Raw genomic sequence first — 12349 nt, forward strand, 5'->3', positions numbered from 1 at the left:
TCGTTCCTCGTCGTGACGTCGCTGGGGGTGTTCGCCGCGGCACAGGTCCCCGCCTTCGCGGTGTCGTCGCCGGCGGCCGCGGCGGCTCCCGTCACAAATTCCACACCTACCGTCACCCAAGCCTGCTCGGCGCCGACGGCCAAGGGCGTCGACCGCTGCTTCGCCCTGCGTGTCGACTCGGTCAAGGGCGCCGCGAGTGTCAAGGGCCTGATGGCCGCCGCGGCCCCCGCCGGCCTGTCGCCGAGCGACCTCACCAGCGCCTACAAACTCCCGGCGAACGGCGGCGCGCGCCGACCGGCTGCTCGGCGAGGGCAAGCGGTCCACCGCGGACCGGGTGGCGGTGCCGTACAAGCGCTGAGCGGCAGGCCCGGATCCAGCCCCAAGCCCCCCGGCTTGGGGCTCCGCTCCGGTGCCTCGGTGACCCGGGCCTCAGCCCAGGACGGTGAGGCGCCCGGGCGCGGTCATCATCATCGGGGTCCGGTACTGCATGGAGACCGGGCCGGTGGTCGTGTCGACCGTGACGCCGGCCTCGCAGCAGCGCGACTTGGCGAGGTACTTGAAGTAGACCTTCACCTCGTGCCGCCCGGGCGCGACCGAGACGGTGCGGTCTCCCCAGGAGCCCGGCTGCGGCGTGCCGTCGACTTCGATGGTGAGCTTGGTCAGGTAGAGCAGCCACGCCATCGGGCTGTGCTTTCCATTGACGCGGATGGTGGTCTGTTCTGGCATCTTGCGAGTTTCGCGTCCCCTCCACGGGCCCGCATCGGCGAAACCACGTAGGCGGGTACGGAATGACGGGGCGCCAGCTCAGTCCTCGGCCGGTCAGTCCTCGCCAGCTCAGTCCTCGCCAACTCAGTCCTCGTCGTCGGCCGCCCGCTCGATGATCAGGTCCCCGGACCCCGGCTCCAGCTCGACCGAGTCGGTCAGGTGCAGATGGCTCCCGGCCGGCACGGCCGCCTGGGCCAGGGTCAGGCAGTGCTGCGCGAGGGACACCAGGCCGGCGCTGTTAGCCCGGACGACGACCTCGCCGGCCGAGGCGTCGACCTCGATGCGGAATCCCTCCGCCCAGGCGAAGCGCAGGGGTCCGCCCGGCTCGTAGTCCGGTACCTCGACGTGCCGTTCGGTCATTGGATGCATCCGTTTGTGAAGTAGACGTGGTCGTTCTGCGTCACCGCCATGCGACCGGTCCTGGGGTCGGGTTCCAAGTACTCGAAGTTGCAGTGCGGGCCGCCGCCGTGCTGCCCGAGGATATCGCTGTCGCCCATGCGGAAGACGCGACTGCCGTCCGACGACACGAAGCGGCCGCTGCCCGCCCTCGGCTCGGTGTAGCCCGGGCCGAGCCAGTCCTCGCCGGCCTTGAGCATGTCGTCCACGTTCAGCTCTTGGTTGTTGCCCGGCGTGCTGTAGCCGCCGGCGGAGAACGGGGGCGACGGAACGCGCGGGCCCGAGGCCAGACCGAGCGGGTCGACCATGGTCAGCGGGTTCGCGACGTAGGCGTGGTCGTTGAGGGCCGGCGCCAGGCCGAGCGGGTCGGGGCTCAGGTAGGCCGCGATGGAGGGGTCGTAGTACCGCTGCACGTTGTAGTGCAGGCCGGTCTCGTCGTCGAAGTACTGGCCGGCGAAGCGGAGCGGGCATTCGGTCTCGGTGCCGGTGTCGGTCGCGATGAAAGTGGACCGGCCGAACAAGTCGGTGGTCTGATACCAGGCGACCCGGCCGTCGGGGGTGACGAGTTCGGTGGGCATGCCGGCCAGGTCGGTGACGATCGTGTGGAACACCTCGTCGACCTGCTCCTGCGGGGCGTCCGCGGCCCAGGAGCGCCGCCGCTGCGCCGCCGGCAGGCCGCTGTCCGGGTCGTAGTCCCACGTCACCGCGGTGGCCCGGCCGCCGGCGTCGACGCTGGTCTGCTCGATCAGCCGCGGTCCGTCCCAGGCGAACTCGACGCGCTCGGCCTCGGAACCGTCGGCCAGGACGTGCTGCTTGGCCAGCCGCCGGCCGAGCGGGTCGTAGCGGTAGTGCCACGCCGAGCCGTCGGGCAGGCCGGCCTGCTTCAGCCGGCCGTCGGCGTCCCAGACGAAGGTCTGGATCCGCACCTGGCCGGACAGTGTCCGCCGGCGGATCCGGACGACGCGGCCGGCCGCGTCGTAGTCGTAGTGGACGCGCCCCGCGCGGAGCACGCGGGTGCCGCTCACGTCACGGCCTCCGGCGCTGTCCGCCTGCGTGTCGTGAGCTGCCAGGACCACGGTGCCGAACCCGTCGTACGAGTACGACTCTCCGCCGCCCTGCGAGCTCCGGACCTCGGAGATCCGGCCGCGCGGATCGGCCACGTACTCCTGCCGCCCGCGCAGCGAGTCGGTCATGGCGGCCGGGATGCCGTCCGCGTGGTAGGCGTAGGAGCGGCTCAGGGACGTGTGGCCGGAGCCCGGCGATGCCTGAGAAGCCGGAGAAGCCTGGGAAGCAGGAGAACCCGGGGAAGCCAGCATGCTGATCTGCTCGACGGCGACCCGGCCGGCGGCGTCGAAGTCCCGGGACAGCACCGCGCCCCCGGCTCCCAGCAGCCGGCTGGTCTCACGACCGCTGATGTCGTACCGGATGTGCTGCTCGACATCTCCCGCCGCGAAGACGACGGGCCGGCTCTTGGCGTCATACCGCCAGGAAGACTCGGCACCGGCCGGGGTGATACGGGCGACGCGCCGACCCATGGCGTCGTATCCGGACCGCGTCGTCCGGCCGTCGACCGTCTCGGCCACGACCCTGCCGCGGGCGTCGTAGGCGTAGTCGAGCCGCGAGCCGGCCCCCGAGGCGAACAGCATCCGGCCGTTCGGGTCGTAGCCGTAGGCGAATTCGGCGTCCACGGTCTGGCGGCCGACGACGCGCCCCAGCGGATCGCGGCTGAAGACCGTCCTGTGGCCCAAAGCGTCGACCGACTCCGTGAGCCAGCCGTCGGCGTCGTAGGTGTAGAGGAGGCTGCGGCCGTTGTAGTCGGTCTCCCGCACCAGATTGCCGCTGTGGTCATAGGTATAGGCCCACTGGACCTGCCCCGGCCCGGTGACGGCCACGAGCTGCATCTCGGTGTCGTACCGGTACTCGAACCGCGCGGCGTCGGCCTCGATCCGTGCGGCCACCTTGCCGAACGGTCCGACTTCGTAGCGGGTGACGGCGCCGCGCTGGTCCGTGTACGCGACGAGTTCGCCGTCGGCGTCCGTCTGCCACTCCTCGCGCGCCCCGTCGGGCCCGACGCGGGACCGGAGGCCGCCCTCGACGGACCACTCATAGCGCGTCACGCCGCCGTCCGGCCCGGTCACGGCGGCGGCCCGGCCGAAGGCGTCCCGGGCGATCCGGTGGACCGCGCCGTCGGGCCCGGTCACCGACACGGTCTGGCCGGCCGCGTCGGCCTCGTAGGCGGTGCGGTCGCCGGCGTCGTCGGTGATCGACACCAGGGAGCCTCGGGTGTCGTAGCCGAACTCGGTCCGGGCTTCGAGCGGGTCGATCTGCGCGACCACGTTCCCGGCGGCGTCGTGCTCCTGCCGCCAGCGCGTCCCGTCCGCCTGGACCAGGAGGGTCAGCGCGTTCAGAGCGTTGAATTCCGCGCTGAGCGTCGTGCCGTCCGGCCGCCGGACCCGGATCGTGTTCCCGGCCGCGTCCCGGTCGAAGACGGTGGTCATCCCCCGCCGGTCGGTGCCCCGGAGCCGGCGGCCGTAGAGGTCGTCGTGGAAGACGAGGGCGGCGCCGTCCGCGTCGATGACGCGGTCCACATGGCCGTGCACGTCATAGTGATACGTCTTGGCGCGGCCGAGGGAGTCCGTGAAGACAGTCGTCCTGGCCGCCGGATCGTAGGAGAACTCCCCCGACAGGTAGCCGTCGGCGCCGGTACCGCGCACCACCCGGCCGCGGTCGTCGTACTCGTAGGAGTAACGGAATCCGGCCCGGTTCACCCACGCCGTGATCCGGTCGGCGTCGTCCCAGTGGTATGTGTACGGCCGCCCGGAGGAGTTGACGACCCCGGTCAGGCGGCCGCGGTCGTCGTACTCGTACCGCTTGACGACGACGCCGTGCTCGCTGCCGTCCAGGACCCGGATCGCGGCGACGCGGGGACCGTTCGCGGTCGCCGCGGAGTCGACGGCGAGCCGGTAGCCGTCGTGCTCGACGCCGGTCGGCATACCCTGCGCGTCGCGCACGATGTCGACGCGGTTGCCGTTGCGGTCGGTGACGCGCGCGAGGTCGCGGATCTGGCCGTTCTCGCCCTCGAAGTGGACCTGCGGGAAGTGCCGGGTCAGCCCGCCGCGCGGATCGGTGACGCGGATCTCGTCGGCGGCGCGGTCCCACACCAGCGGCCAGCGGGCGCCCCGGACCGGGAGCACCTCCTCGTCGCCGGACGGGACGGGGTAGTGCAGCGTCTGGCCGTCGTCGCCGGCGAGGTGGATGCCCGCGGCGTTGACCGACAGCCGCTGATCGAGGGTGGAGGACCACCCGGGGCCGAACAGGCGCCCGGTGCGGTAGCCGGAGGCGTAGGCGCGGCGCAGGACGATCGGCAGCACCCCGGGCAGTTCCAGATCCGTCTCCAACGCCACCATCCGGCCGGAGACCAGGTCCACGGGGTCGCCGCCGGTGTCGGAGTTGCTGACGCCGTCGCCTTCGAGCGCGTCGTCGCCGAGCGCGCCGCCCTCGCCGTCGAGCGCGCCCGCTTCCCCTTCCAGGGCCCCGGCTTCGCCTTCGAGGTCTTCGGCACCCGAGCCCAGCGCACGTCCGCCGACGAAGGTGAGCGCGAGCATGCCGGCACCGAGCAGCGCGTCGCCCCAGTGGCCCTGCATCGCGTCACCGATGGTGGCCATCGCGGTGCCGGCGATGGCGACGATGTTGTCGATCTCGGCCAGCGCGGCCGTGACCACGTCCACGCCGGGGATCCATGAGGTGGCCAGGGCGATGATGTCCAGGATCGGGGCGAGTTCGCCGGCGATCTTCCCGATCTCCCCGCCCCACTTGGACAGGTCCTCACCGACGTGGTCCCACCAGGACTTGTTGTGGATGCCGTCGGATTGCGCGTGTCCGAGGGCGCTGCCGCAGGTCTTGGCCGCTTCGATGCGGTCGTTGTAGGCGTCGTTGGCCAGCTTGGTCAAAGCGGCCATCTTGGCCTTGGCGTTGTTCAGGTTGGTCTGGGCGGTGTCATGCGCGGTCTGCGCATCGGTGACAGCCTTCTGATCGGGGTTGGCGGCCTGGTTCTGCTGTGCCGTCTTCAGATCTGTCGCCGCGTTGTTGGCGGTGCTGGTGGCACGCTGCAGATCGGCATGCGCGTCCTGAGCCTGGCGCAGGGCTGAGTCGGCCTTGGTCTGCGCGGCCTGAAGCAGCGGCGCATACGCCGACAGCGCATCGGAGGCTTCGCTGTAAGAGGTGTACAGCTTCTGCAACCGCCCCGGCAGCGGACCGTACTGATTCTTGAACGCATCAGCGGTCTGACCGATCCACTTCATCGCAGCCGCGTCAGACCCGAACGAATTCAGATTGTGGTACGCCGCCTCGACGTCATGCGCGAAGTCCCCGAACTCCTTCGCCAACGCCTGCACCGACTCCACCACGCCCGGAGTCGGATCCCCATCCAAACCCAGAATGTCCCACCCCGTCGGACGCGCCATCCCCGATCCCCCCTGTCCGGACGCCCTCACCGCGTTTCCACGACCTCTGATATACCGTACGGGGTGGTGACTCGCGCCGAAAGCGCAATCACCACCCCGCACGGCGTACCCGCGGCTGGTTCTAAGACCCGCCCTAGAAGATGGTCAGCCCGCTGCAGGAGGGGATGCCGAGCCACGGGACGGTGAAGGTGGCGCTCCCGTCGGCGGCCGTGCAGATCTTCAGCAGGCCGTTGCCCAGGCCCAGGGCACCGGCGACGATAGTGGCTATCGGGCCGCCGAGCGGGACCTGGGCGGCGGTGAGGATGGCGCCGACCAGGGTGGCCACGTTCTGGCCGAAGCCGACCACGCTCTCGACCTGGGCGACCGCTTCCTTGGTCATGGACAGCTGGACGCCGGTGCTGCCGATCGTGAGGGTGATGCCGGGCAGGACCGTGATGGTCGTGTTCTGGGCGGCGGCCGGGACGGCCGCGGCGAAGTCGACCGCGGTGCCGTGCGCACCGGCGGCCGGGGCGGCGGCGTGGCCGGGGATCTTGTTCAGGCTGGCGACGAAGGCGTTCGCGGCGTCCAGGGACTGTGCGTCGACGCCGGCCTTGCGGGCGTCGAGGGTGTCGAGGCTGAAGTGCCCGTCGCTGAGGTGGATGTAGTGCGTCGCGGTCACCAGCGACGCGACGGCCGCGGCGCTGTCGCCGGCGGCGAGCGAGCCCGGGGCGCTCTGCGCCGGCTGGCCGGGCTGGGCGGGCTGGACAGCGGCGTTCGCGGTGCCGGCGGCGCACGCGATCAGTGAGGCGCTGAGCGCCGCGGACGTGACGAGGGGCAGGGCGCGCCGCAGGCGCTTGGTGCCCTCGCTGGCGTGCTTCGGACGGGGGCGCAGTGCGAAAGTGCTCATGGCCCGTCAGCGTATGAGGGCCCTGAGAGGACCGGTCCTAACGATCTGCGGAGAGTCGCCTTAAGACCATGTCAGAGACCTGATCACGAACAAGACGGCACACCGGCCGGAACGCTGATGTAGTGATCGGGGACCCACCACAGCCGGTCCTCGTAGTAGATCTGGAACCACCCGGTGGAGTTCTCGTGCTTGGCGTCCAGCCGCTCGTGGATCATCCGGCCGTGGGCGGTGTGGCACACGACCTCGACGACGTCGCCGTCGTGCCGCGGTCCGTTGGATCCGTTGAGGGCGAAGGGCGTCGGGAACACCAGGACGCCGATCGAACCGCCGCGTCCGTTGTTCGCGTCCTGGTTCCAGGTGCGCACGATCTTGCCCAGGACCGTGATCGGCGGCGACGCCGTCACCAGCACGGCGGTCGGCTGGTGCGCCGCCTTCGGCGCCGACGCGGGCGCGGCCTGCGGCTGGGGACGCGACTGGGACGGAGACGGAGACTGGGACTGGGACCCGCCGATGAGGGCGAACGCGCTGACCGCCACCACCACGGCGGCGGAACCCACGATCGAGGCCAGCACCAGCAGCGAGCGCCGCCGACGCGTGGCCACGGTTCGGGGCGAGGGCTGCGCCGCGTAGCCGGGCTCCATCCGGGGCTCCAGTTCCACCACCGACCCCACGAGGGCGGGCCCCATCGAGACCGGCTGAAGAACAGCGGGCAGTTCCGGCGACTCCTGCGACCCCGAATGCTCCTCTGGCCCCGATGACTCCGGCGACTCGCCCCGCGCCCTGGCCTGCCATTCCTCCTGTGCGGCCTGCCATTGCGGATGAATCGGAGCCGGATCGACATCCACCGCGGCCAGCAGGCCCTCGTAGTAGGACCACGCCGGCAGGCTTTGATCCTTTGCGGCGGGATCAGGTGTGAGAATGCGAGAAAGCGTCGCCTTCGCCAAAGTCCCCCGGCCGGCGCGTGCATTGCGGCTGTCCAGAAGCGTGAAAGACGGCGAACCCGCACTCTGGTGCGCCGCCCGGATCATCAAGGTCAACGCCCGGGTCAGGGGCGGCACAGCATCATCAAGATCTTTCAAAGCGCGCGCGGCCATGTCACCCGTCCCGTATCAACAATGCGCGTCAGCTACTAGAAAGCCATGTGTCGGCCGTCAGTCACACTAAGGCCCAGGTTGCTTGCGGAGCGCCATGTTGGCGGAACAGTTTACAAACTCTTTGGATGACACACATGTGTCAGACTGACAGATGGATCAATCCCAGGATCAATCCCCGAAACCACAGGGCTCCCGATGCCTGTTCCGGCACCGGGAGCCCGCTTCCCACTCGCCGTGCGACTACCAGTCCTGCGACGGAGCCGCGACGGTCGGCACGTGGCCCTGGTAGAAGTCACGGCCCCAGCCGTAGTGGGACGCGGCCCACGGCGAGCTCCAGATCGCCTTCTCGGTCACCGCCGGGGAGGCGGACGCCCGCAGGTCGGCGGTGATGTGGCCGTAGTCGCCGGGGCCGCCGTTCAGGTTCGCGGCCACGTAGTGCGCGGCCACGACCAGGTTCGGGTACGAGCCCAGGCCCGCGCCGCCGCCGGAGCCGAAACCGTTGTTCAGCGGGTTGTCGCGGTCCCACCAGTGCGACGGCGGCTCCTCGCTGGCCATCCACTGCACCATCGTGGTGATGTTGTTCGTGCTCTGCGCCCAGCCGCCGTCGGCCAGGACCAGGCGGGCGAAGTCGTAGTTGGTGGACCGGCCGCCGGACGGCGGGGGCGGAGTGCTGCCGCCTTCCAGCGAGGCCTTGGTCTTGGGGCCGACTATGCCGTCCACGGACAGGCCGTGGCTGGACTGGTAGCTCTTCACGGCAGCCAGCGTGGCCGGGCCGAAGTCGCCGTCCACAGCAAGATGGGCGCCGTGCTTGTTCAGCAGTTCCTGCAGCTCGGTGACGCAGCCGCTGTGCTGGCCGTAGGAGATGTCGGCCGGGCAGGCCGACGACGTGAGCTTGATGGGTGCCGGCGCGCTCGCGGCGGTCGCGGCGTTCGCGGTTCCGGCGGCCAGGCCGACCCCCGCGACGGCCGCGACCGAGGCGGCGACGGCGAATCTGACGCGGGGCACGCGGGGCGCGCGGTGGTTGCCCAGGTACATATCAGAACCTTTCAATGCTGCGCGGCGGGAAGCTGGTGGGCCCACATCAGAAGCGGTAGTAACCGATGAGCTGGCCGCCGGCGGAGACCGGGTCGGTCTCGATGTAGCGGCCGGTCTCCAGGGCGTCGATCATCTTGCCGCCGCCGATGTAGATGCCGACGTGGTGCGGGTTGCTCGGACCGCTGCCGAAGAAGACCAGGTCGCCGGGCACGGGGCTGGAGACCTTGTGGGTCTCGCGGATCTGGCCGTAGGTGGCGTCGGAGCCGAGGACGTCGCGGCCGTAGGCCAGGTCGTAGACCCAGCGCACGAAACCGGAGCAGTCCACGGAGATCTGGCCGTTGTGGCCCAGGGTGTGGTTGGCGGTGGCGGTCCAGCAGGCCGGGTCGCCCCCCGCGGCGCCGCAGTCCGCCGGGCTCGGGCCCGGGGTCGAGGTGTGGCCGCCGGCCCAGCCGTAGGGCACACGGCCGCCGCCCCAGCCCTTCTCCGCCTTGCCGGCCTCGATGGCCTGCGCGAAGGAGACGATCTTCGACGCGCCGCCGCCGGTGGGCGGCGGGGGCGGGGTGCTGCCGCCGCCTTCGAGCGAGGCCTTGGTCTTCGGGCCCACGATGCCGTCCACGGACAGGCCGTGGCTGCCCTGGTAGCTCTTCACCGCGGCCAGCGTCGCCGGACCGAAGTCGCCGTCGACGGCCAGGCCGGCGCCGTGCTTGTTCAGCAGCTGCTGGAGCTCGGTGACGCAGCCGGAGTGCTGGCCGTAGGAGATGTCGGTCGGGCAGGCCGACGACGTGAGCTTGATGGGCGCGGGTGCGCTCGCGGTCGCGGCGTTCGCGGTGCCGGCGGCGAGGGCGACCCCCGCGACCGCCACGGCCGACACGGCGGCGATCTCGATGCGGGTTATTCGGCTACGCAGTTTCACAGCTTGGCCCTTCGTGTGGGGACGATGGCGCCGGCGAACCGGCGGGCCACATCCTCACGGGGGGCCAGATCCCGAGACAATGCTTTGGCCTGGCCGAACGGCGACTCGGAACGTTCCCGTGTTCCGACCTCGCACAACAGTGCGCCCGGACAGCGGAAGGCCCCGGGCCGGTCAGCCGGCCCGGGGCTCTCGTTCCCCGGTATCAAAGGGCTCAGATATGCGTGAGACCTACTTGGTGCTCAGTGCCGTGTCGTCCAGCACGAAGCTCGTGGTTCCCCCCTTCGTGTCCGTCTCCTTGCCCGTGAACCGCAGCGTCACGGTCTGGCCGGCGTAGGCCGAGACGTCGCTGCTGTGCTGCGTGTAGCCGCTGGCCTTGTTCAGGTTGCTGTAGCTCGCGAGCGTCGTCAGCACACTGCCGGAGGAGCCGATCAGCTGGACGGTGAAGGTGTCCGGCGTCGCGGTCGTCGTGCTTTCCGTCGTGTCGACGTGCAGCCAGTACGACAGGGTGGCGGTGCAGCCGGCGGGGATGGTCACCGACTGCGAGACGGTGTCCGTGTCGGCGCTGCCGTTGCCGTTGAGCCAGGCCTCCCAGGAGCCGCCGTGCGGGGGCTCGCCGCTCGTGCTGTTGGTGATCGGGTTGAAGCCGAGGGTCGAGCTGCCGGTCCAGCCGGTGCTCGCGCCGCTCTCGAAGCCGGGGTTGACCAGGAGCTGGGCCGCCGTGCAGCCGCCACCGCCGGAGGTCGGGTTCACCGTCAGCGTGTAGGTGGCGGTATGGGTGCCCGACGCGGCCGTGCCGGTGACGGTGATGGTGTAGGTCCCGGCGGCGGTGGTGGAGGTCGTCGCGACACTCAGGGTCGAGCTGCCGCCGGAGGTGACCGAGGCCGGGCTGAAGCCGACCGTGGAGCCCGCCGGACCGCCGGAGGCGCTCAGCGCGACGGACTCGGCGCTGCCCGCGGTGACGGCGGTGGAGATGGTGGCGGTCGCGGTGCCGCCGGCGGTGACCGAGGCCGTCGCGGGGCTCGCCGCCACGGAGAAGTCGTTCGCCGTCGTCGAGGCCGGGATGAACGTCCAGGTCTTCGTGCTGCTGGAGCTGCTGCCGGCCTTCACCTTGCCCGAGGAGTCGTTGATGTACTTCTTGCCGGATTGGATGTCGGTGAACGTCAGGTCGGTGTTGTACGACCACTGCTGGCTCGGGCCCGCCGTGCATTTCTGCATCGAGATCTGCGACGTCGAGTAGTCCGCGCACAGCTTGTTGATCTGCAGGAACGTGCCGTCGAACGTGAAGCGCTGGCCGGCCGCCGAGCTGTCACAGGCGGAAGTGACCAGCAGCGCCCCGGCGGTGGAGCTGTCGTTGGGGTCGGTCATGCACAGGCCGGTCGAGACGTTCTTGTACTGCCCGACGGTGATCGTCGGCTTCGCGCCGCCGTAGCACGCGCCGGTGCCGGTGTTGAAGATCGGCTCGGAGGTCACCGTCTCGTTCGACGGCGGGTTGACGATCACCGGCTCCATGCTCGGCGTGCCGTCGTTGTTGTAGTTGGTCAGCGCGTCCTCGCACTCGATCGCCGAGAAGGCGCTGCCGCCCTGGCCCCCGAGCCACAGGTCCAGGTGCCGCAGGTTGGGACCGCCGTTGGGCCCGTGGCCTGTCCAGTCCGCGCTGCACTCCTCGCAGCTGTCCTCCATGATGAAGTACTTGCCGACCCGGGGAACGTAGACGATCGTCCCGGGCGGCTGCTCGCTGGAGTCGGTGGCGAAGGTGATCGGGTCGGAGTAGGTGCCGGTGCCGCCGGCGGTCTGGTGGATCTGCGGGTAGGAGATGACTCCGCCGGGCGGCGTGTTGTCCCACCAGCCGTAGAAGGTGAGGAAGGTCTGCTGGGTGGTGGCCGAGGCCGCCGCCTGGGCCGGGGCGGCGACCAGGCCGAGGGCCGCGCCGATGCCCAGGCACAGGGCTGCGAGCCCGGTGGCCAGGCGTCGCCAGGACATCTTCATTGCGGGGTTTCCCTTTCATCCGAAGGACAGGGCTGGGATGCGCCAGAGCCGCGCGGCCGGGCGGAGGTGCGGGTGGGGGAGACCGGGCCGCGCGTTTTTCGTTAGTAACCTTTCCTAACTTGAATTAGGAGAGTAGGCAGCATCACCGGGACCGTCAAGGGATGCCGGGCGGGTGTATCAGACCTCGGAAGACGTCCCGAGATCACGGCGCACGGCTTCCCACGCGGCATCGGATAGCAACGAACGAACTGGCTCCAGCAACCGGTACATCGCGGGACCGTAACGAGCGGCCAGATCCTCGTTGTGTCGGAACACATCGAGCTCGTTCGCTGCGGTGATCTCCAGGAAAGCGCGCAGATCCGCTTCGGCCGGCTGGAGATCGGCCTGGGTGAACCGGTCGCGGAAGACGGGACGCTCACCGCCGCGAAGACGCGGATAGGTGGCTGCCCGGTCGCAGCTGGCGTAAAGGTAGACCAGCGCTTCGGTGCGCTCGCCGATCAGCTCGATCAGGACGGCGCGGTCTGTCAGGTCCAGCAGGGACGGCGCGAAGCCGTCGGTTCCATACGTCGCATGGCAGAGGCCTGCGATCTGCACCTCCGGCCGGACACCCCACTCCGCGAGTCGGCGGCTGACGCGGATCAGGTGCTCCAGCAACGTGCCACCGGGGTGCGCCATGGCGGCGGCACCCCGGTCGCGCAGGAACGTCTCGATAGCGGAACGGTTTTCGGATGCGGGTTCGGTCGGAATCTCGCTCACCCCACAGGTCTACCCGTGGGGAGGTTCGTTACGGAAGCGTCGGCACGATCCGGTT

At 70.3% G+C, this 12349-nt stretch carries 9 protein-coding genes; all 9 read right to left on the minus strand.

Going from position 1 to position 12349, the window contains the following annotated elements; all coding sequences use genetic code 11:
- Positions 1-429: 429 nt before the first annotated feature.
- Positions 430-726, minus strand: coding sequence for a hypothetical protein (locus tag ABIA35_RS00280; protein ID WP_370340111.1), 297 nt, complete (start codon positions 724-726; stop codon positions 430-432).
- A 123-nt stretch (positions 727-849) separates the two neighbouring features.
- A complete protein-coding gene (locus ABIA35_RS00285; protein WP_370340110.1) occupies positions 850-1125 on the minus strand; it encodes a hypothetical protein in 276 nt (91 codons plus the stop codon).
- Entirely contained in the window at positions 1122-5624 is a 4503-nt protein-coding gene (locus ABIA35_RS00290; RefSeq protein ID WP_370356007.1) for a DUF6531 domain-containing protein, read from the minus strand. The genes ABIA35_RS00285 and ABIA35_RS00290 overlap by 4 nt, the downstream gene beginning before the upstream one ends.
- A 133-nt stretch (positions 5625-5757) precedes the next feature.
- Positions 5758-6510 carry a hypothetical protein gene (locus ABIA35_RS00295; RefSeq protein WP_370356009.1) on the minus strand — a complete coding sequence of 251 codons (753 nt, stop codon included), beginning with the start codon at positions 6508-6510 and terminating at the stop codon, positions 5758-5760.
- A gap of 83 nt (positions 6511-6593) precedes the next feature.
- Positions 6594-7169 carry a hypothetical protein gene (locus ABIA35_RS00300; protein WP_370356011.1) on the minus strand — a complete coding sequence of 192 codons (576 nt, stop codon included), beginning with the start codon at positions 7167-7169 and terminating at the stop codon, positions 6594-6596.
- Between the two features lie 675 nt (positions 7170-7844).
- Complete coding sequence (locus ABIA35_RS00305) at positions 7845-8639, minus strand: peptidoglycan-binding protein (RefSeq protein ID WP_370356013.1); 795 nt, start codon at positions 8637-8639, stop codon at positions 7845-7847.
- A 46-nt stretch (positions 8640-8685) separates the two neighbouring features.
- Complete coding sequence (locus ABIA35_RS00310) at positions 8686-9552, minus strand: NlpC/P60 family protein (protein ID WP_370356015.1); 867 nt, start codon at positions 9550-9552, stop codon at positions 8686-8688.
- 228 nt (positions 9553-9780) lie between these two features.
- Complete coding sequence (locus ABIA35_RS00315) at positions 9781-11538, minus strand: ricin-type beta-trefoil lectin domain protein (RefSeq protein ID WP_370356017.1); 1758 nt, start codon at positions 11536-11538, stop codon at positions 9781-9783.
- Between the two features lie 177 nt (positions 11539-11715).
- Entirely contained in the window at positions 11716-12294 is a 579-nt protein-coding gene (locus tag ABIA35_RS00320) for a DUF6817 domain-containing protein (RefSeq protein WP_370356019.1), read from the minus strand.
- Positions 12295-12349: the final 55 nt, after the last annotated feature.

Source organism: Catenulispora sp. MAP12-49 (genome assembly GCF_041262705.1).
Classification (GTDB): domain Bacteria; phylum Actinomycetota; class Actinomycetes; order Streptomycetales; family Catenulisporaceae; genus Catenulispora.